Origin of the sequence: Micromonospora sp. NPDC048947 (assembly GCF_040649495.1) — a bacterium.
GTDB classification, from domain to species: Bacteria; Actinomycetota; Actinomycetes; order Mycobacteriales; family Micromonosporaceae; genus Micromonospora; species Micromonospora alfalfae.
In genome coordinates this window covers 170,358-191,305 of sequence record NZ_JBEZFO010000007.1, presented here as the reverse complement: position 1 = coordinate 191,305, position 20,948 = coordinate 170,358, and the positions used below count along the sequence as shown (strand labels likewise).

Sequence of the window (20,948 nt, the reverse complement as noted above, 5' to 3'; positions counted from 1 at the left end):
GATCTGCAATCCATTTAGTCGAGTGACCAGTTCGTCAGTTTCAGCGGATTGAGCATCAGCCACACGCTCGTGACACAGTCAGCACTGACGTCAAAGGTGGCCATCCCATATCGACGCCCCTCATTCCTGAGTATGTACCCGAGACCGTCAGCCGTGTCTCGTCGCTCAAAACGGAGAGCGGGTTGCTTACGTATCACTCCCATGAGCCACCGCGCCACATGATCCGAACCTCGGATAACCTGAGGTGCGGCATTGACGAATCCGCCGCCATCTACTCGCAGTTCGACATCCGGGGCCAATACGCGCAACAGGTCTTCAATATTTCCTCCAACCGTTGCGTCGCGGAATGCCCGAACAACTTCATCATGTTGTTGAGGAGAAACTTGGGCTCGCCGTCCTCCTCGAACGTGCCGACGTGCGGACGTCGCCAATTGCCTTACGGCTCCTGGTGAACGGCCTACAACACTGGCAATCTCGCCAAACGGCACGCCGAATACATCATGCAGCACGAATGTAACTCGCTCCGCCGGGGTCATCGACTCGAGGACCGTCAACAAAGCCATACTGACCGTTTCATCGAGGGAAACGCGATCGAGCGGATCGGCGGCGATATGACTGGAGCTCGTTGACTCCTTCGCTGTGTCCGCAAAGAGGTCAGATGGGACTGGCTCCGGTAGCCATTGTCCGACGTACGTCTCCCGTCGTGCCCGCGCGGAGCCCAGCATGTCGAGTGAGATGCGACTCGCAACTCGCATCAACCACGCAGCGGGCGTGGCAATCGCTTCGCGTTCCTCGGCCTCAAGGCGGTACCATCTGACATACGTCTCCTGCACAACATCTTCGGCGTCGGCCAGGGTGCCCATCATGCGAAAGGCCAGCGACATCAAACGGCGTCGCTCGGCCGCGACCGAATCGAGAATCCGCGATTCATCACGCTCGGCTCCTCCAAGCCCAACGGATTCGGCAGAAAGATCTTCCGACATTGGGCACCCTTTCCGATCTAAGCGCGGCCTGCCTCAACTATCGGCTGACAATCGAGCGTTCCATCGTCCTCTTATCTTGGCTTCAGGCGAGGGGGATTCCTGAAATGGGGTACCGCACAGTGCCTACCCGGTGAGCGCCACGTGGAACCATGGCATCGGGTGCCCCTTCCGCGTCCACGGTCACAACCTCGCGGTCGTCTCCGCGATCAGCCAGCGTGGCACGGAAGAGGTCATCGTGGTAGAAGCGGTCGGGTCCAGCGATCTCGACCTCGCTCGCCGGCTCCGATGTCGTGGCAGCCTCGGCGAGCAGCTCAATGACCTCGTCCAGCTCGACGGGCTGGATGAACGACCTGGGAGCGAAAACCTTTCCGTCCACAGTGTGCTGGTCAATGAGGATGGGAATGTAGCTCTGAAACTGAGTGGCTCGGATGATGGTTGCGGGGATCGAACCGGATCGTGCGGCCTTCTCCTGCGCTACCTTGCCGAGGTAGTACCCAATCTCAGACGCGTCTCCTTGTCCGACGCCGACGATGGAGAGCAGGACGTGATGACGCACACCCGCCCGCTTGCCCTCCGCATTCAGATTGTTGATCGCTCCCTCGAAGAACGAAATGGCCCCCTCCGCATCAAAACGGGGGGTGTTCAGGACGTTCACGATGGTGTCGACTCCGACGAGGGCCCCGGCGAGCCCCTCGCCAGAGATCACGTCGATCCCGTCATCAAGTCCTCCCGAGACCACCTCGACGCCCCTGGCCTCCAGCTTGTCAGCAAGGGGGGAGCCGACACGGCCGCGCCCACCAGCGATGAAAACCTTCATTTTTCACTCCGTTCCGGGCCGGCGGTCGCCGCCCTGACCAATATGACGACGCAGGTCAGGACAATGTCAGGCTCCGAGGCGGATCTTTCTCAGAGCCCCTCAGCCCGCTGCGACCGGCGGGGGCAACTGAGGGCGTACCTCACCGGTGAATGCGGGCCGTGGGCAGGGCTACAGCGCGCGCGGTAAGGCGTATGCCAACACGAAGCGAAGGTGTGCGGAGCCCGGTCTCGGCGTGATCGACATCACCTGACTCCCGTTCGCGCCTCTCACGACGTGGGAACGACGCTTACCCCCCTCGTCGTCGAGATCACCTTCGACCTCGGAGAAGAATTTGCCCCCGTCACCTGGACCCTCGGAAGGGGGTCTGCTGAAGGGCGGACTCAGCGAGCCCGCGGGCATGGGCGACGCGCAGATCGGCTCCACCGCTCGGGAGTCCCGCACGCTCCTGCTTGGCCTCTACTCTCCCGGCGGGAGTGCTGAGTTCAGGCTCCCGCGACAGGCTCTCGGCGACTTCCTCCGGCGCACCGCCAAGCTGGTCCCCTACGGATGCGAGGCGGAAGCACCGGATTTCCTCGCAAGCCCGGACCGAGCGCTGGCCAGCATGCTCACCGCCGCCCCTGGGTGAGGGCTCGTCCACAACCCCACCCCACCCCCGCCCCACCACGTTGATCAAGAGCTTTGCGTCATGCAGGGCCCGAAATCTGACGCAAACCTCTTGATCAACACGAGGAGAAGAGGGGCGCGGGGCACTTTTCGGGTACGGCGGAGTGGCCGTACGTGAGAGAGAGGCGTGCCCCGCGCCACCGGGTCGGGCGGTCCGAGCGCCCGGGATGGGCCCTTGTCGGGCCTGGTCACTGGTCCAGGATGCCGGGCGGGGCGGCCGGTCGGCAACGCAATTAGCCCGACGGCCGAGAGAATCCCACCGACTACGTATTGACCGCCTTGATCGGCCGGGTCGACACTTTGCCCACTCGCACGCGGAACCACCTCAGGGAGGTGTGCAGTGGCCACGACACCCGTGCCGACCGCCGAGCAACCTTTGGACGACGACGCCCGGCGGCTCGCCGAACTCGGCTACAAACAGGAGTTGCGCCGTAAGTGGAGTGGCTTCTCCAACTTCGCCATCTCCTTCTCGATCATCTCGATCCTGGCCGGCTGTTTCACCACCTTCGGTCAGGCGTGGAACAACGGCGGGCCGGTCGCCATCTCCTGGGGCTGGCCGCTGATCTCGCTGTTCATCCTGATCATCGGCTTCTGCATGGCGGAGCTGGTGTCGGCGTACCCGACCGCTGGTGGGATCTACTGGTGGGCGGCCACCATGGGCCGCCCGGTGCACGGCTGGTTCACCGGCTGGCTGAACCTGATCGGTCTGGTGGCGGTCACCGCCTCGGTGGACTACGGCTGCGCGACGTTCCTCAACCTCACCCTGTCGGCGCTCTTCGACGGTTGGGCCGGGACGCTGCGGCAGGCGTTCGTCCTCTTCGTGATCATCCTGGTGCTGCACGGGCTGATCAACATCTTCGGGCACCGGATCATCGACGTCCTTCAGAACGTCTCGGTCTGGTGGCACGTGGCCGGCGCGGCCGTGGTGGTCGCCATCCTGGTGTTCGTGCCCGACAACCACCAGAGCTTCCAGTTCGTGTTCACCGAGCGGTTCAACAACTCCGGCTTCGGCGACGGGGACATCGGCGGGCTGACGTTCTGGTTCTACGTGCTGCCGCTGGGCTTCCTGCTGACCCAGTACACGATCACCGGCTTCGACGCCTGTGCGCACGTCTCCGAGGAGACCCGGGGCGCCTCACAGGCTGCGGCCCGCGGGCTCTGGCAGTCGATCTTCTACTCGGCGGTCGGCGGCTGGATCCTGCTGCTGGCGTTCCTCTTCGCGGCCACCGACGTCGAGGCGGTCAACGCCGCGGGCGGCTTCTCCGGCGCCATCTTCGAGTCCGCGCTGACCCCGGTCTTCTTCAAGATCGTCATCATCATCTCGACGATCGGCCAGTTCTTCTGCGGCATGAGCTGCGTGACCTCGATGAGCCGGATGGCGTACGCGTTCAGCCGGGACCGTGCCGTACCCGGATGGCGACTGTGGTCGACTGTCGACCGCAACGGCACCCCGGTCAACGCGATCATCGGCGCCACGGTGGCCGGCCTGGTGCTGACCCTGCCGGCGCTCTACGAGAGCTCCGCCGGTATCCCGATCGCCTTCTACGCGGTCGTCTCCGTCGCGGTGCTCGGGCTCTACCTGTCGTTCCTCATCCCGATCGCACTCCGGCTGCGGATGGGCGACCGGTTCGTCCCCGGGCCGTGGACGCTGGGCCGCAAGTACAAGCTGCTCGGCTGGATCGCGGTGATCGAGATCGCGATCATCGCCGTCTACTTCGTGCTGCCGATCGTGCCCGCCGGGGTGCCCGGCAACGACCTGTTCACCTGGTCGGCGGTGAACTACGCGCCGCTCGCCGTCGGCGGGGTGCTCCTGGTGGTCGCCGTCTGGTGGTACGCCTCGGCCCACAAGTGGTTCACCGGCCCGGTTCGTACCGTCGAAGAGCCCGCTGTGGCGGACGACCCGGCGCCGGCCGACGGCCCGGTCTGATCGGCACCCGGCGGGACGGGCGGTGCTGCCGTCCCGCCGGCCGTCGGCCGGGTTTGCCGCACGTGCCGCCGGGGGCATTGACGGTGATCCGGTTTGCCAGTAGACCTTGGTGATGGAGGCCCGCGAATGAGGAAAGCTCCGCTCACGCTGGAACAACTGCGGGTCGCCGTCGCCGAGGGCGAGATCGACACCGTGGTGCTGGCCCTCGTCGACATGCAGGGCCGGTTGCAGGGCAAGCGGTTCCACGCCCCCTTCTTCCTCGACCAGGTGGTGGCCAACGGCAGCGAGGGCTGCAACTACCTGCTCGCCGTGGACGTCGACATGAACACCGTCGACGGGTACGCGATGTCGAGCTGGGAACGCGGGTACGGCGACTTCGCGATGGTGCCGGACTTCGCCACCCTGCGCCGGGTGCCCTGGCAGCCCGGATCCGCCCTGCTGCTGGCCGACCTGACCTGGCTCGACGGCTCAGGTGACGTGGTCGCCTCGCCCCGGCAGATCCTGCGCCGGCAGCTGGACCGGCTGGCCGAACGCGGGCTGACCGCGTACGCCGGCACCGAGTTGGAGTTCGTGCTGTTCCGCGACTCGTACGAGGACGCCTGGCAGCGCGGCTACCGCGACCTCACCCCGGCCAACCAGTACAACGTCGACTACTCGCTGCTCGGCACCGCCCGGGTGGAGCCGCTGCTGCGCCGCATCCGCGTCGAGATGGCCGACGCCGGGCTCACCCCGGAGAGCGCCAAGGGTGAGTGCAACCTCGGGCAACACGAGATCGCCTTCCGGTACGACGAGGCGGTGGCCTGCGCCGACCACCACGTCATCTACAAGAACGGCGCCAAGGAGATCGCCGCCCAGGAGGGGATGGCGATCACCTTCATGGCGAAGCCGAACGAGCGGGAGGGCAACTCCTGCCACATCCACTTCTCGCTTCGGGACCAGTCCGGCTCGTCGGCGATGCTCGGCGACGGACCGGCGCACCTGTCGCAGACCGGGCAGCGGGTGCTCGCCGGGCTGCTGGCCACCATGCGGGAGTTCAGCCTGCTCTTCGCCCCGAACATCAACTCCTACAAGCGCTACCAGCCGGGATCGTTCGCCCCGACCGCGCTGCGCTGGGGTGTCGACAACCGCACCTGCGCGCTGCGGGTGGTCGGGCACGGGCAGGGCATGCGGGTGGAGAACCGGGTGCCCGGCGCCGACGTCAACCCGTACCTGGCGATCGCCGGGCTGGTCGCCGGGGCGCTGCACGGCCTCGACGGCGAGCTGGAGCTGGGCGCTGAGTGCACCGGCAACGCGTACGACGACCCGGAGGCCGAGCGGGTTCCCGGCACCCTGCGCGACGCCCTGGCCCTCTGGGAGGGTTCCACGGCAGCCCGCGAGGCGTTCGGCGACGAGGTGGTGGCCCACTACGCCAACCAGGCGCGAGTCGAGCTGGCCGCCTTCGACGCGGCGGTGACCGACTGGGAGCTGACCCGTGGCTTCGAACGCCTCTGACCACGGCCCCACCCCCTCCCACCGGGTCGATCATGGACTTGTGGTGGGCGGAAAGTCCCGTGAGGCGGCTTTGGTGGGGCACCACAACTCCATGATCGACCGGGGCGGGGAGGGGTGCGGCGCGTGACGGTTCTGGTGGATCCCGCTAGCGGGGTGGGGTTTCGGGAGGTCGCGGCGGCCTCTGTGGACGAGGTCGACGCGGCGATCTCAGCCGCTGCCGTGGCATTCGAGACCTGGCGTCAGGTGGGGGCGGGGGACCGGGCGCGGTTGCTGCGGCGGTTCGCCGCAGTGGTCGACGCGCATCTGGACGAGTTGGCAGTGCTGGAGGTGCGCAACTCCGGGCACACCATCGGCAACGCCCGGTGGGAGGCGGGCAACGTCCGCGACGTCCTGGACTACTACGCCGGCGCGCCCGAACGGTTGACCGGGCGGCAGATCCCGGTGCCCGGCGGCTTGGACGTCACCTTCCACGAGCCACTCGGTGTGGTTGGCGTGATCGTGCCCTGGAACTTCCCGATGCCGATCGCCGCCTGGGGGTTCGCCCCGGCGCTCGCCGCCGGCAACACAGTGGTGCTCAAGCCCGCCGAACTGACCCCGCTCACCGCGCTGCGCCTGGCCGAGTTGGCCAGCGAGGCGGGCCTGCCCGACGGTGTCTTCACCGTCATCCCGGGCGAGGGCTCGGTGGTGGGGGAGCGGTTCGTCACCCACCCGGCGGTCCGCAAGATCTGCTTCACCGGCTCCACCGAGGTCGGCACACGGATCATGGCCGGCTGCGCCGCCCAGGTGAAGCGACTCACACTGGAGTTGGGCGGCAAGAGCGCGAACATCGTGTTCGCCGACGCCGACCTGGAGCGCGCCGCCGCTACCGCGCCGGGCGCGGTCTTCGACAACGCCGGCCAGGACTGCTGCGCACGGTCGCGGATCCTGGTCCAGCGTTCGGTGTACGACAGGTTCCTGGAACTGCTCGAACCAGCGGTACGCGCGGTGCGCGTCGAGGATCCGTCCCGCGACACCGCCGAGATGGGCCCGCTGATCTCCGCCGCCCAACGGGACCGGGCAGCCGGTTACCTCGCCGGGGCGACTGTCGCCTTCACGGGCTCCTGCCCCGACGGCCCCGGGTTCTGGCACGCGCCCACCGTGCTGCTGGCCGACTCGCCGGCCGACCGGCACTGGCGGGAGGAGATCTTCGGCCCGGTGGTCTCGGTGCTGCCGTTCGACGACGAGGCGGACGCGATCCGGCTCGCCAACGACACCGAGTACGGCCTCTCCGGCTCGATCTGGACCCGGGACGTGGGTCGGGCCCTGCGCCTGGCCCGCGCCGTCGACTCGGGCAACCTCAGCGTCAACTCGCACTCCTCGGTGCGCTACTGGACCCCGTTCGGCGGGATGAAGCGCTCCGGGCTCGGCCGCGAGCTGGGCCCGGACGCGCTCCACTCCTTCACGGACGTCAAGAACGTGTTCATCGCGACGGAGGAGTGACGCCAGTGCAGGGTCGGTTGCAGGACCGGGTGGCAGTGGTCACCGGAGCAGGCAGTGGCATCGGGTTGGCCACCGTGAGACGGTTCGCCGCCGAGGGGGCCCGGGTGGTCTGCGTGGACATCGACGCGGCGGCCGGTACGAAGGCCGCCGAGGAGTGCGGCGGCGAGTTCGTGGCCACCGACGTGGCCGACGAGTCGGCGGTACGCGACCTGTTCGACGGGGTGGCCGACCGGCACGGCCGGGTGGACATCGCATTCAACAACGCCGGCATCTCACCGCCCGACGACGACTCGATCCTGGACACCGGCCTGGACGCGTGGGAACGGGTGCTGCGGGTCAACACCACGAGCGTCTACCTGTGCTGCAAGTACGCCATTCCGCACATGCGTCGGCAGGGCAAGGGCTCGATCATCAACACGGCCTCGTTCGTGGCGTTGATGGGTGCGGCCACGTCGCAGATCGCGTACACCGCGAGCAAGGGCGGGGTGCTGGCGATGACCCGGGAGCTGGGTGTGCAGTTCGCCCGTGAGGGCATCCGGGTCAACGCCCTCTGTCCCGGCCCGGTGGCCACACCGTTGCTGCTGGAACTCTTCGCCGCCGACCCGGAGCGGGCCGCCCGTCGGCTGGTGCACGTGCCGATGGGACGCTTCGGGCAACCGGAGGAGATCGCCGCGGCGGTGGCGTTCCTGGCCAGCGACGACGCCTCGTTCATGACCGCCGCGCAGTTCGTGGTCGACGGCGGCATCACAGGCGCCTACGTCACCCCGTTGTGAGCGCGCGGAGTGGGCCGGGTTGGCGCGCCCCGCAGTCGCGAACGGTGCCGGCAGTGCGCCGACGCCCACTGATCGGGATCAGCGCGTACGTCGAACCCGCCGACTGGGCGGTCTGGCGGGGTGTGCGGGCGGTGCTGGTGCCGGAGGCGTACGCGCGGGCGGTGGCGGCCGCGGGTGGCCGGGCGGTGGTGCTGCCACCGGACGACGTGGACGCGGATGTGGTGGCAGTCCTCGACGGGTTGCTGTTGGCCGGTGGCGCGGACGTCGGCCCGGGGCGGTACGGCCAACCGCCCGACCCCCGTACCGAGGACCGGCCGGACCGGGACACCGGCGAGTTGACACTGTTGGCCGCCGCGCTCGCCGCCGAGGTGCCGGTGCTGGGCGTGTGCCGGGGAATGCAGTTGCTCGCTGTCGCGTACGGCGGCACGTTGCACCAGCACCTGCCCGACGTGGTGGGTCACGAGGCGCACCGCCCGGCACCAGGGGTGTACGGCGCGCACGCGGTGCGGTTCGCGCCGGGGAGCCTGGCCGCATCGGTGCTGGCCGGGGTCGACCAGGTCAACTCGTACCACCACCAGGCGGTCGCCGATCCGGGCCGGCTCACGGTGACCGGTTGGGCGGGGGACGGGGTGGTCGAGGCGGTGGAGGATCCGGCCCTGCCGTTCGTGCTCGGAGTGCAGTGGCATCCGGAGAACGAGTCTGATCCCGCCCCGATCACGGCGTTGGTGCGGGCCGCCTGCCGGCGGGTGTGACCGGGATCGCCCCCGCCCGTGCACGGCACCGGTGGGAGGATCGGCGCATGGGCAAGGTCTATCCGGAGATCGACCATCGACTGCGTGACTTCATCGCGGCGCAGCCGCTCTTCTTCGTGGCGACCGCCCCGTCCGGGGTCGAGGGGCACGTCAACGTGTCACCGAAGGGCATGCGGGGCACGTTCGTGATCCTCGGCCCGCACCGGGTGGCCTACCTCGACTATCACGGCAGTGGGGCGGAGACCATCGCCCACCTGCGGGACAACGGCCGGATCACGCTGATGTTCTGTGCCTTCGACGGCCCGCCGAAGATCGTCCGGTTGCACGGTCGGGGCAGCAGCGTCGCGGTCACCGAGGACGCCTTCGCCGATCGGCTCGCCGAGTTTCCCGCACCGCCGGACGTGCACGCCGTCCGGGCGGTCATCACTGTCGAGGTGGAGCGGGTCAGTGATTCCTGCGGATACGCGGTGCCACTGATGGACTTCCGCGCCGAACGTGATCTGTTACTCACCTCACACTCCCGCCGCAGCGCCGATGATCTGGTCGTCTACCGGGCCACCAGGAACGCGGCAAGCATCGACGGACTGCCGGTCTTCTGACTCGTCAGGGCGTTCCGGCCACCGCCGTTCGACGCCGCCGTCCACCCGCACTGTCCGGTGCCCGACGGCCCAGGCGTACGTAACCAGCGTCCATCGCTCGTGATGCGTTACGTTGCTGGTCCGCTGGGGTACAAGTCGGAGCACGGCGGGTGAAGATCAACGGTCGAGGGGTACGGCCGGAGCGGGAGGCTGCATGAGCTCGGCCCAGGGGGGCGCGGACATCGGGCATGCCGCCCTGTCCGGTCGTGAGACCCCGCCGATGCTGGCGGCCGCATTCGCGGCCGGCGGCGAGATGGGCGAGCGGCTGGCTTCCTTCGACTGGTCCTCCGGCCCGCTGGGTGAGCCCGGTCAGTGGCCCCCGGCGCTCTCCAACGCGGTCGGCATGATGCTCGCCTCCAGCGCGCCCATCGTCATGTTCTGGGGCGACGAGCAGTTGGCCTTCTACAACGACGCCTACCGGCCGACCATCGGCGGCAAACACCCGGACGTGATCGGCCAACCGGCCCGCGCGAACTGGGCGGAGACCTGGGCGGTGCTCGGCCCGCTGCTCGACAGCGTCCGGAGCACCGGCCGCTCCTATCGCGGTGAGGACCACCCCTTCCTGCTGGACCGTTACGGCTTCGTCGAGCAGACCTACTTCAACGTCTCGTACGACCCGATCCGGGGGGACGACGGCTCGGTCAGTGGTGTCTACTGCATCGTCAGCGAGACCACCGGGCGGGTGCTCGGCGAGCGTCGACTGCGAGCGTTGTCCGAGCTGGGTGCCGAGCTGAGCGACATCGGCAGCGCCACGGAACTGGGTCGGACAGCGGCCGGAGTGCTCGGCCGGCACCGGGCTGACGTGCCGTTCGCCCTGATCTGTCTGGCCGACGACAACGACCAGCTCACAGTCGCCGGCTGCACCGGCACCACCCCGCCCGCCGTCGATGTCGCAGCGCAGTTGTCGGCCCGGCTGACCGCCGATGGCGCTCCCGCCACGATCGAGGTGGCCGCTCTGCTCGACGCGTTGCCTGTCGACGCCGCCGACCAGGCGCTCGTGCTGCCGCTCACGGCGACCAACGAGACCGTCGGCGCGCTGGTCGTCGGCGTGGCCCGTCAGCTGCCGCTCAACGACGACTACCGCGACTTCCTCGGCCTGGTCGCCGCCCAGATCTCCCGGGCGGTCGGCACCCAGCGGGCGTACGAGCAGGAACGGGCCCGCGCCGCCGAGCTGGCCGCGCTGGACCGGGCGAAGACCAACTTCTTCGCCAACGTCAGCCACGAGTTCCGCACCCCGCTGACCCTGGTGCTCGGCCCACTGGAGGACATGCTCGCCGACCCGGAGCTGCCCGCCGCCGAAACCGACCGGCTCACCATGATGCACCGCAACGCGCTGCGCCTGCTCAAGCTCGTCAACACAGTGCTGGACTTCTCCCGACTGGAGTCCGGTCGGCTCACCGCCCGCTACCAGCCCACCGACCTCGCCGGTTACACCGCCCGGCTGGCCAGCACCTTCCGCTCGGCCACCGAACGGGCTGGGTTGCGCCTGGTGGTGGACTGTCCGCCGCTGCCGACGCCGGTCTTCGTCGACCGGGACATGTGGGAGAAGATCGTCCTCAACCTGGTGTCGAACGCTGTCAAGTTCACCTTCGACGGTGAGATCCGGGTGCGGATCCGGGCCGTCGAGGGCGCGGCCCGCCTGGAGGTGACGGACACCGGCATCGGCATCGTGCCGGACGAACTGCCGCACGTCTTCGAAAGGTTCCACCGGGTCCCCGGGGTGCGGGCACGCACCCACGAAGGCACCGGCATCGGCCTCGCGCTGGTCCGGGAACTGGTCGAGATGCACCGCGGTGAGGTCGGGTTGACCAGCCACGTCGACGTGGGCAGCACCTTCGCCGTGACCGTTCCGTTCGGCTCGGCGCACCTGCCGGCGGACCGGGTGGCGGCGTTCGACCCACTGCCAGTGGGTGAGCCCGAGCAGGCTCGGCTCTTCGTGGCGGAGACCGCGCTCTGGGCAGGTGTCACGTCGGCACCCGAGCTCGACCGGCAGCGGACGAACGGCACCTCGGCTGGCCGGATCCTGGTCGTCGACGACAACGCCGACCTGCAGGAGCACGTCAGTCGCCTGCTCTCCCCGACCTGGGACGTGGTCACCGCGAACGACGGGCTCGACGCCCTGCCACTGGCCCGCGAGGGTGGGTTCGACCTGGTGCTCACCGACGTGATGATGCCCCGGTTGGACGGGTTCGGGCTGGTGAGCGCGTTGCGCTCCGATCCGCGTACCCGGCATGTGCCGATCGTGTTGCTCTCCGCCCGCGCCGGCTCCGCGGAGGCGGTCGCCGGTCTCGCCGTCGGCGCCGACGACTACCTCACCAAGCCGTTCTCCGCGCAGGAGTTGATCGCCCGGGTCCGGGCCAACGTCGAGCTGGGCCAGTTGCGCGGGCAGATCATCCGCCGGCTCCGGGCATTGGCCGACGCGGCGGTGGCGGTGAACACCGCCAGGTCCACCGCCGACGTGCTCCAGGTCGCCGCCCGGCACGCGTTGAGCCTCGCGGAGGCGGCTCGCGTGGTGGTCACCGCGGCCGATGCGCGCTTCGAGGCGGACGGCGGCGGCACCACCGCCGCCGATCCGTCCTTCGTGGCCGAGCTGACCGGCACGACCGGCAAGCAGCTCGGTGAGCTGCAGGTCTGGCGGGCAGCCGGCGACGAGGCGCAGGCCGACGACGCCGCGTTGACCCAACTTGCCCGACTCGTCGGGGTGCGACTGGAGAACGCCCAGCTCTACGAGGCCGAACATCGCATCGCCACCACCCTGCAGCACAGTCTGCTGCCCAGGTCGCTGCCCCAACTGCCCGGCGCGGTGGTGGCCAGCCGTTACCTGCCCGGCAGCGCCGAGGTCGAGGTGGGCGGCGACTGGTACGACGCGATCGCGCTCAACGGCGACGAGCTGGTGCTGGTCATCGGCGACGTGGTCGGTAAGGGCGTCCGGGCCGCCGCGGCGATGGGGCAACTGCGCAACGCGTTGCGGGCGTACGTGCTGGAGGGCTTCGATCCGGGTGAGTCACTGACCCGGCTCAACCGGCTGGTCGGCTCCACCGAGGGCCGCTCCTTCGCGACTGTGGTCTGTCTGCTGTTCAACCCGGGCACCGGTCGACTGCGATACGCGAGCGCCGGTCACCCGTCCCCACTGTTGATCACCGGAGGCGACGTGGCGTTCCTGCATGACCGGGCGCTCGGTCCACCGGTCGGCGCCCTCCCCAACGCGACGTACGAGTCGGTCGAGGGCGAGTTGCCGGCCGGCACTCGACTGCTGCTCTACACCGACGGGCTGGTCGAGGACCGCCAGCTCGGCATCGATGCCGCACTGGCCCAGCTGCGCATCGACGCGGCCACCCCCAGTGAGCACGTGGTGGACCTGATCGACGCGGTGGTCGAGCGGGTCACCGGCCGGCCGCGCCGCGACGACGTGGCTGTTCTCGCCCTGGAGGCGGCGGAGCTGAACCGCTTCGCGCTGCGGCTCCCGGCGGACCCGACCCGGCTCAGCGTGCTCCGAAAGCGGCTGGAGGACTTCCTGGTCGCGCACTCCGTCGGCGAGACCGACCTGTTCGACCTGACCGTCGCCGTCTCCGAGGCCGCCGCGAACGCCATCGAGCACCCGGTCCACCCCGCCGAGGCCATGATCAGTGTGGAGGTGGCCATCGAGGATCGGACGGTGACCGCCACCGTGCGCGACAGCGGGCATTGGCGGGAGTCGACCGGCTCCGGCTTCCGGGGCCGCGGTCTGGCCCTGATCAGAGCGCTGGGCGACCTGTCGGTACGGCGTACCGCCGAAGGCACCGAGGTGACGCTGCGCCGGCAGTTGCAGGACTGACCGCGCGCCCGGCGGCGGCCGGGCGTCTAGGCCGGGTCGAGCCAGCCCTGTTCGCCGAGGCCGGAGATCTCCAACACGCGACGGACCTGCCGGGACGGGCGAACGGTGAGCCGCCCCGGAAACTGCTGGGCGAGCCGGACCAGGGCGTGGATGGCGGCCGAGTCGAAGAAGGTGACAGCGCTCAGGTCGAGAGTGATCTTGCCGGCGGGCTCGCGTAGCGCCGTCTGGAGCATCGTGTCCGCTGTCGCCATGTCGACCTCGCCGGCCACCACGACGTGGAGGTGGTCACCGTCGATCTCGGCGCTGGCGGAGAAGACGGGCGGCGCTCCCCCTTGATCCACGCTGACACCATGGCACAGCCACCCTGGCAGGGCAACAACCTCCACCGGGCGGCCGTGGCGCGGGTCACCAGCGGCTCCGGCGATAGGCTTGCGGCATGACCGTCCGCCCGCCGCTGACACCAGGCACGCTCTCCCCGATGCGACCGGTGCCATCCCAGATCGCCCGACCCGAGTACGTGGGAAAGACGCGTCCGCGGGAGTGGCGTGGCTCGCATGTTCAGACGCCGGAAACCATCGAGAAGATGCGGATCGCCAGCCGGCTCGCCGCCCAGGCGACCCAGCTCGCCGGCGAACACTGCAAGCCCGGCGTGACCACCGACGAGATCGACAAGGTGGTGCACGAGTTTCTCTGCGACCATGGCGCGTACCCGTCGACACTGGGCTACAAGGGCTTCCCGAAGTCCTGCTGCACCAGCCTCAACGAGGTCATCTGCCATGGCATCCCGGACACCACGGTCCTGACCGACGGCGACATCATCAACGTCGACGTGACCGCCTACATCGGTGGGGTGCACGGTGACACCGACGCCACCTTCTGCGTCGGCGAGGTCAGCGAAGAGGCCCGGCTGCTGGTCGAGCGGACCCACGAGGCGATGATGCGCGGCATCCGCGCCGTTGCCCCGGGACGCCAGATCAACGTGGTGGGCCGCGTCATCGAGTCGTACGCCAAGCGGTTCGGCTACGGCGTGGTCCGCGACTTCACCGGCCACGGCATCGGCGAGGCCTTCCACAGCGGCCTCTACGTGCCGCACTACGACAGCCCGCGCCCCACGGACATCATGGAGCCCGGCATGACGTTCACCATCGAGCCGATGATCACCCTCGGCACCTACCAGTACGACATGTGGGACGACGGGTGGACAGTGGTCACCAAGGACCGGAAGTGGACGGCGCAGTTCGAACACACCATCGTGGTGACCGACGACGGCCACGAGATCCTGACCCTGCCGTGAGCGCGAGGAACGCAGCGAAGCGGAGTTCCGCAGTCGCGAACGAAGGGCAGGCACCGTGACCGACACCCCAGCGGCCCTGCGCGAGGCGCACCACGCGGACGTCTCCGGCGGCTGGCTGCGCCCGGCCGTCTTCGGCGCGATGGACGGCCTGGTCACCAACATCGCCCTGATCGCCGGTGTCGGCGGCGGCGGGGTGTCGCCCCGCAGCATCGTGCTCACCGGCAGCGCCGGCCTCGTCGCCGGTGCGATCTCCATGGGCCTCGGCGAGTACACGAGCGTGCGCTCCGCCAACGAGCAGGTCGCCGCCGAGGTGGCCAAGGAACGCCGGGAACTGGAACGGCACCCCGAGGCGGAGGCCCGGGAGTTGGCCGACGCGTGGGTGGCCAGGGGCCTGCCCCGGGACCTCGCCACCCAGGTCGCCGAGGCGGTGCGGCGCGACCCGGAGGAGGCGCTGCGGGTGCACGTCCGCGAGGAGTTGGGCGTCGACCCCGACGACCAGCCCAGCCCGTGGGCCGCGGCGATCTCGTCGTTCCTGTTCTTCTCGCTCGGCGCGCTGGTCCCGCTGCTGCCGTACCTGCTCGGCGCCACCGAACTGTGGCTGGCGCTCGCCGTCGGCGGGCTCGGGCTGTTCGTCGCCGGTGCCGTGGTGGCCCGGTTCACCCGCCGTCCCTGGTGGACCAGTGGGCTGCGCCAACTGCTGCTGGGCGCGGCGGCGGCCGGCGCCACCTACCTGATCGGCTCGCTGATCGGCGTACCGGGCGGGCTGTGACGCGCCTCAGGTGCTGAGCAGCTCGTCGATCGTGCCGTCGACGGCGCGACCACGGGCGGCCAACTCCTCGGCCTGCCGGGCCAGCACCACACCCACCTCGGTCATGTCCGCCCCGGCCAACCCGGTGCGCCGCACCGCATCCCCCGGGTCCCGGAAGTAGGTGCGACTCAGCAGGCCGGTCACCGTGGCCGCCGCCAGCCGGGCCTCACCGAGCATCAGCAGAGCCTGGTCGGTCTCGTACCACTCGGCCAGCCGGGCCGCCCGGGAGTGCGCCGCGCTGCCCCGGTACCACGCCTGGCGGGCCGCGGTGCTGAACTCCGCCGGCCGGGCTCGCGCCAGCCGGCCGAGGTGCTCGTCGCGCAACGTCCGCAACCAGCCCGTCGGATCGTGCAACGCCTGCGTGGTGACGTACCGGTCGGCGGTCAGCGGCCAGAGCGGGGAGAGCACCCGGGCCTGGGCCAGGTAGTCCTCGGCGGAGGCCACTGTCAGATCGACGAGAACCCCGTCCACCCGCCGGGTCGCCGGTGACGGGCCGGACCCGGGTCGATAGGTGACCACCAGCATTCCGGCCTCGCGGTCCCCGCCGCCGTCGTCGTCCCCGTGCGCCAGAGGCCCGTGCACCGCGATCGCCAGCGCATCGGCCGGGAACCGTCGTCGGACCGCCTCAGCGACCCGCTCCGCGACCGTCCACCGTCGATCGTCGAGGCCCCTGTCGACGTCGGCCTGCTCACTCATCGGACCAGCTCTGTTCGCGGCTGCGGGGCTCGTAACCCCGGCTCACTCCTCGCGCTCACGGGACCACCTCGCCTTGGCTACCGAGCGTCAGCCTAGCCAGCCGACGGCGGAGCTTCGGGCGCGCCGCGCCCGGTCGGGGCCAGCCGGAAAATGTGGATCTCCCGACCACCGGCCCGCTGCACGTACGTGTGGTACGCGGGCCACGCGGTGACCAGTAGCTGCCACAACCGGTCCCGTTCGACGCCGGAGGCCCGCTCGGCCCGCACCGCGACCCGCCGGCCCTTCACGTCCACCTCGGCGGCCGGATCGGCGAGCAGGTTCATCGCCCAGCCGGGGTGGTGGGTCTGCCCCCAGTTGGAGCCGATCACCACGTACGCGTCGCCGTCGGGCACGTAGAGCAGCGGATTGCTGCGGGGCTTACCGGAGCGGCGGCCCGTTGTGGTGATCAGCAGGGAGGGGAGCAGGCCGAGCGCGACCACCCGGCCCCGGGTGAGTCGACCAACCATCCGATCGGCCGGAACCAGCAGGCGCGCTGTGGCGCCGAACCAGCGATGATGACCGACTCGACGGACGACATTCCTGAGCACTGACACGCCGGTCAGTCTGCCGGCTGCCCGGCCCCGGCGGCACCCCCGCGCGGTCCAGTTTCGGTCGCCCCGCGGATCGGTCAGTCCAGCCGCCGTTCGATCGGCAGTCGGGCCCGGGTGAACAGGCCCGCCCCGAGCATCGCCACCACAGGCACCAGCACCAGGACCCCGAGCGCCGGCCACGGCACCAGAAACGGGTACGGATCGGATACCGGCCAGTCACTGGCGTACTGCCGGTTCACCGAGAACAACACGATCGCGGCGGTGCCGAGGCCGGCCACTATGCCGAGCACCGAACCGAGACCGGCGATCACCCCGGCCTGGCAGATCGCCAGCAGCCGGCGTACCGCTGGGGCCGCGCCGACGGCCGCGAGGGTGGTCAGCTCGGCGCGTCCCTCGGCGGCGGCGAGCGCGGTGGCGACCCCGGCCGCCCCCACCGTGATCAGCCCGGCCGCCGCCGCGAGCAGCAGGAGCACCGGTGAGACGTCGCGTGGCGGGCCGCCGGTCTCCACGCTCAGCGAGAGCGTCCCGAAGGGCCGCAGGGCGGCGGCGAACCGTGCCTGTTGCTCCTCGTCGGGCGGGGTCGTGGTGCCGATCACCCAGCCGGTCGGGGACCAGCTCAGGCCGAGTTGTCGGGCCGCGGTGGTGGACAGCATCAGGCGGGACTGGCCGGTCGCCCCGGGCAGCGCGTACCCGGGAAGGTCAAGGACGGTCTCCCGGTCCGGGGCGGCCTCCCTCTCGCGGACCCGGACGGTCACCAGGCCGTCGTGCAGGTAGCGCGGGTCGGTCACCACCACGCCGCCGGCCCGCAGCACCGCTGTGGCGGCGGCGGTCGCGGCCGGGTCCGCGCCGGTGAGCAGGGGGAGCGCCGTCCCGTCGTCGACTTCGGCCTCCACGTAGCCGCCCAGGTAGTCGATCTGGCGGATCTGGCAGCGGGGATCCGCGCGGGCCTGCTGGCGGTGCGCCTCGGGGAGTTGAACACCCGGCTGCCAGGGGCAGGCCCGGGTCGGCGGGAGCACTGGCGCGATGTCGCAGTAGCCGGTGCGTTCCGTCCCGCAGCTCGGTGTCTGCACCGGGGCGACCGCGCCGACCCCGAGCTGATTCCGGGCCGCGTCGGTGATCTGGGCCAGCGTGGGCTGCCCGGTCGTTCCGATCGGGTAGACCAGTACGTGGCCGGTCGGCAGCGCCGGCCGGTAGGCGCGAGCTTCCCGGGCGCCGTCGCTGGCCAGGTACCCGCCGAGGGCGACACTGCTGGCGACGGCGGCCATCACCGCGCAGATGGCCGGTGCCGCGGCGGCCCGGTTGCGGCTGGCATCGCGCAGCGCGATCCGTGGTGCCAGCGGCAACACCCGGCCGAGGCGGGCGAGCGCCCCGAGCAGCGTGGGTGTGCAGCAGACCAGCCCCAACTCGCCGAGGATCAGCCCGGTGAGGATCACCGCCGGGGAGGTCTGGGTGGCCCCGAACGCCGCCAGCCCCGCCCCGCCGACCACCAGCGCCAGTCCGAGGGCCAACCACCGCCCCGGGGATTTCGCCGGGGTGCGTCGTCCGGCGAGCCCGGCGCTGACGTCCTGCCGGGCGGCGGTCCACGCCGGTGCCAGCGCCGCGAGCACCCCGGCCAGCACCGCGACGCCACCGAGCAGGACCAGCGCGCTCGGCCAGCAGCGGTAGCCGCCGAAACGGGCGCTGAAGACGTACTGCTCCATCAGCGGGCGACCGGCGAACGCCGCGCCGACGCCGACCAGCAGGCCGGCGGCGGCCCCCAGCACACCCAGCACCACACCGTCGGCCAGCACGACCCGGCGAAGCTGGGCGGCGTCCCCGCCTGCCACCGCTACCAGCGCCAGGTCCCGTCGACGGCGACGGACTCCGACGGCGAAGGCCGGCCCGACCAGCAGGACGACCTCCAGCAGCCCGAGGCCGGCGATCAGGACGCCGGTGCTCAGGTCGTTCGGGTTTTCTCCCATGATCGACCCGAGCCAGGTCCGGTCCGATCCGGTGGCCGAGCCGAGGTGCCGCGCGGTGACCACCACCCCACTGTCGTTGAGCCGGGACACCAGCGCCGCGTCGACTGTGCCCGGCACGTCCGCCAGCCAGACTCCGTCTGGCTCCGGACCTGTCGATGGCACGGCCCCCGGGTGCAGCGCCACCACCGGTCCCAGGTCGTCGGGAAACTCGACCACCCCCACCACCGTGTACGCCCTGCTGCCGTCGGCGGCGGCCACGGCGTGGCCGAGGCGCAGGTCCAGGCGACGTAGCGCCCTCGGACTGACCGCGACCTCACCGGGTTGCTGCGGCGCCCGGCCGGCCCGGAACCGCACCAGCCCGCGGGTCAGCGGATCGGTGAGGTCCAGCACCCGACCGTTCACTACCTCGTCGCGGTGCGGGCCGCGCAGGGTCAGCGGGACGTGTGGACGCACCTCGGTGACCCGGCTGCCCGGCCCGAGCAGTGCGGTCAGCTGGGCCGCTGTGACCTTCGCGGGAAGCTCGCCCTGGCGGGTGGACCAACCCTCGCCCCACTCGTCCTGGTCCACAGGGGTGTTGGCGATCCACTGCAACTGCGCGTCGGCCACGCCGAGCCGGCGGTCGACGCGTTCCTGCGGGGTCAGCTCGGCCATGTCGTAGCTCGCCGCCAGGAAGGCCAGCGCCGCGACCGGCATGGCGATCATCGCGAGCACCAGGGCGGTACGCCGTCGGGACCGGCGTGACTCCCGCCGGGCGATCCGCAGCGCCGCCCGCCAGGAGCCGGTCAGCTCGGCGAACCGCCGCCGGCCGACCGGGGCGGGCGGCGCGACCGGCCGCGGCGTCGCGGTGTCGGCCCGACCGAGGGCCCGCGTTGGACGGCGAACGGTCACCGGTCGCTGCCGGACAGCAGTTGCTCGACACTGCCCAGCGGTGCCGTCGTGTCGACCAGCACGCCGTCGCGGAGGAACACCACCCGGTCGGCCCAGCCTGCGTGCCGCGCCTCGTGGGTGACAAGCACTCCGGCGGCGCCCGCGTCGATCCGGCGGCGCAGCAGGTGCAGCACCGCCTCACCGGTCTGGGAGTCCAGCGCCCCGGTGGGCTCGTCGGCGAGGACCAGCCGGCGTTCGCCCACCAGCGCGCGGGCGATGGCCACCCGCTGCTGCTGCCCGCCGGAGAGTTGGTCCGGGAAACGGTCGCCCAACGCGGGTAGCCCCACCTCGGTGAGCGCGGCCATGGCCAGTGCGCGGGCCCGACGTCCGCTGGTCCCATCGAGTTCCAACGGGAGCGCCACGTTCTCCAGTGCGCTCAGACTGCCCAGCAGGTTGAGCTGCTGGAAGATGTAGCCGATCCGACGGCGGCGCAGCTGGGCCAGCCCGCGGCGGTCCAGCGCCCCCAGCGGCTGCCCCTCGACCCGGACCTCGCCGCCGGTCGGACGGTCCAACCCACCGGCGAGAGCCAGCAGTGTCGATTTGCCGGAGCCGGACGGCCCCATCACGGCGACCAGCTCGCCGGGCCGGACGACCAGGCTGACGCCGCGCAGCGCGTGCACCGCCGCCGGCCCGACGCCATGGGTGCGGTGGACGGCGCGTAGGTCCAGCACCGCGTCGTCCGATCCGCTCACCGTCTTGCCTCCTCGCCGGCCCATCGAGCCGCGTCCCGCGCGTCGGGGTCATCGGGTCGGGAAGCGGGAGGCGCCGGGCCGCTGGGTTGATGCCGGACCAGACTGGTCTCGCAGTGGTCCAGCCAGCGCACCTCGGCCTCGGCCTGGAACACCATCGAGTCCAGTACGAGGCGCCAGGGAAGGTCCTCCGGCCGGTTGCTGCCGTACTTCAACCGGGTCAACTCCTGAAGGGCCCGCATCGTCGCGCTGCGTTGGGCCTGCACCACCGACCGGACATCGACCCCGGGGGTGGTCAGCGCCAGCGCCAGCTTGATCGCCAGCTCGTCACGGGGGCGGTCGGTACGGCTGATCGGGGTGGCGAACCACAGCGCCAGGTCCGCCCGGCCGGCGTCGGTGATCTCGTACGGGCGCTGCCCGGCCTCGCTCTCCGGCAACGGGCGCACCAGACCGTCCCGTTCCAGCCGGGACAGCGTGGTGTAGACCTGCCCGATGTTCAGTGGCCAGGTCGAGCCGGTCGACTCCTCGAACGCGGCGCGCAGCTGGTAGCCGTACATCTGGCCGCGTTCGAGCAGGGCGAGCAACCCGTGACGGATGGACATGGAAACGGAGTATGCATACCTGGTATGCGTACCGCAACCGGAGT

18 protein-coding genes are annotated in these 20,948 nt (G+C 70.6%); 10 read left to right on the top strand and 8 right to left on the bottom strand.

Going from position 1 to position 20,948, the window contains the following annotated elements:
* Positions 1-14: 14 nt before the first annotated feature.
* Positions 15-983 (bottom strand): RNA polymerase sigma factor SigJ, encoded by a 969-nt coding sequence (sigJ, locus tag AB0B98_RS12955; protein WP_357362628.1) that lies wholly within the window; start codon positions 981-983, stop codon positions 15-17.
* 82 nt (positions 984-1,065) lie between these two features.
* Positions 1,066-1,800 carry an NmrA family NAD(P)-binding protein gene (locus AB0B98_RS12950; protein WP_357362626.1) on the bottom strand — a complete coding sequence of 245 codons (735 nt, stop codon included), beginning with the start codon at positions 1,798-1,800 and terminating at the stop codon, positions 1,066-1,068.
* 331 nt (positions 1,801-2,131) lie between these two features.
* Here AB0B98_RS12950 and AB0B98_RS12945 point away from each other — a divergent pair, with 331 nt between their 5' ends.
* From AB0B98_RS12945 to AB0B98_RS12910, 8 genes are all read left to right on the top strand, one after another.
* Positions 2,132-2,425, top strand: coding sequence for an SsgA family sporulation/cell division regulator (locus AB0B98_RS12945; protein WP_357362625.1), 294 nt, complete (start codon positions 2,132-2,134; stop codon positions 2,423-2,425).
* Positions 2,426-2,803: 378 nt separating this feature from the next.
* On the top strand, positions 2,804-4,390 hold the full coding sequence (locus AB0B98_RS12940) for an amino acid permease (protein ID WP_357362623.1): 1,587 nt from the start codon (positions 2,804-2,806) through the stop codon (positions 4,388-4,390).
* 126 nt (positions 4,391-4,516) lie between these two features.
* The gene (locus AB0B98_RS12935; protein ID WP_238671733.1) at positions 4,517-5,881 is read left to right on the top strand and encodes a glutamine synthetase family protein; all 1,365 of its coding nucleotides are present in this window, start codon (positions 4,517-4,519) and stop codon (positions 5,879-5,881) included.
* A 123-nt stretch (positions 5,882-6,004) separates the two neighbouring features.
* Complete coding sequence (locus tag AB0B98_RS12930) at positions 6,005-7,360, top strand: aldehyde dehydrogenase family protein (RefSeq protein ID WP_357362620.1); 1,356 nt, start codon at positions 6,005-6,007, stop codon at positions 7,358-7,360.
* A 5-nt stretch (positions 7,361-7,365) separates the two neighbouring features.
* A complete protein-coding gene (locus tag AB0B98_RS12925; protein ID WP_030489498.1) occupies positions 7,366-8,133 on the top strand; it encodes a 3-oxoacyl-ACP reductase in 768 nt (255 codons plus the stop codon).
* A 53-nt stretch (positions 8,134-8,186) separates the two neighbouring features.
* Positions 8,187-8,885, top strand: coding sequence for a gamma-glutamyl-gamma-aminobutyrate hydrolase family protein (locus AB0B98_RS12920; RefSeq protein ID WP_357362618.1), 699 nt, complete (start codon positions 8,187-8,189; stop codon positions 8,883-8,885).
* 47 nt (positions 8,886-8,932) lie between these two features.
* Positions 8,933-9,484 carry a pyridoxamine 5'-phosphate oxidase family protein gene (locus AB0B98_RS12915; RefSeq protein WP_357362616.1) on the top strand — a complete coding sequence of 184 codons (552 nt, stop codon included), beginning with the start codon at positions 8,933-8,935 and terminating at the stop codon, positions 9,482-9,484.
* 193 nt (positions 9,485-9,677) lie between these two features.
* Entirely contained in the window at positions 9,678-13,337 is a 3,660-nt protein-coding gene (locus tag AB0B98_RS12910; RefSeq protein ID WP_357362615.1) for a SpoIIE family protein phosphatase, read from the top strand.
* 26 nt (positions 13,338-13,363) lie between these two features.
* Here AB0B98_RS12910 and AB0B98_RS12905 read toward each other — a convergent pair whose 3' ends face one another.
* Positions 13,364-13,678, bottom strand: a complete 315-nt coding sequence (locus AB0B98_RS12905) for an STAS domain-containing protein (RefSeq protein WP_238671738.1) — start codon at positions 13,676-13,678, stop codon at positions 13,364-13,366.
* Positions 13,679-13,773: 95 nt separating this feature from the next.
* Here AB0B98_RS12905 and map point away from each other — a divergent pair, with 95 nt between their 5' ends.
* A complete protein-coding gene (gene map, locus AB0B98_RS12900; protein ID WP_357183077.1) occupies positions 13,774-14,631 on the top strand; it encodes a type I methionyl aminopeptidase in 858 nt (285 codons plus the stop codon).
* 55 nt (positions 14,632-14,686) lie between these two features.
* A complete protein-coding gene (locus AB0B98_RS12895) occupies positions 14,687-15,400 on the top strand; it encodes a VIT1/CCC1 transporter family protein (RefSeq protein ID WP_357284426.1) in 714 nt (237 codons plus the stop codon).
* Positions 15,401-15,406: 6 nt separating this feature from the next.
* Here AB0B98_RS12895 and AB0B98_RS12890 read toward each other — a convergent pair whose 3' ends face one another.
* From AB0B98_RS12890 to AB0B98_RS12870, 5 genes are all read right to left on the bottom strand, one after another.
* On the bottom strand, positions 15,407-16,135 hold the full coding sequence (locus tag AB0B98_RS12890; RefSeq protein ID WP_357362612.1) for a nucleotidyltransferase domain-containing protein: 729 nt from the start codon (positions 16,133-16,135) through the stop codon (positions 15,407-15,409).
* 92 nt (positions 16,136-16,227) lie between these two features.
* The gene (locus AB0B98_RS12885) at positions 16,228-16,728 is read right to left on the bottom strand and encodes a nitroreductase/quinone reductase family protein (protein WP_238671742.1); all 501 of its coding nucleotides are present in this window, start codon (positions 16,726-16,728) and stop codon (positions 16,228-16,230) included.
* Positions 16,729-16,802: 74 nt separating this feature from the next.
* Positions 16,803-19,574 carry an FtsX-like permease family protein gene (locus AB0B98_RS12880; RefSeq protein WP_357362610.1) on the bottom strand — a complete coding sequence of 924 codons (2,772 nt, stop codon included), beginning with the start codon at positions 19,572-19,574 and terminating at the stop codon, positions 16,803-16,805.
* Positions 19,571-20,329: an ABC transporter ATP-binding protein gene (locus AB0B98_RS12875; RefSeq protein WP_357362608.1), complete on the bottom strand. Its 759-nt coding sequence runs from the start codon at positions 20,327-20,329 to the stop codon at positions 19,571-19,573. Before AB0B98_RS12875 ends, AB0B98_RS12880 begins: the two co-directional genes overlap by 4 nt.
* Positions 20,302-20,904: a PadR family transcriptional regulator gene (locus tag AB0B98_RS12870; protein ID WP_238671744.1), complete on the bottom strand. Its 603-nt coding sequence runs from the start codon at positions 20,902-20,904 to the stop codon at positions 20,302-20,304. Before AB0B98_RS12870 ends, AB0B98_RS12875 begins: the two co-directional genes overlap by 28 nt.
* Positions 20,905-20,948: the final 44 nt, after the last annotated feature.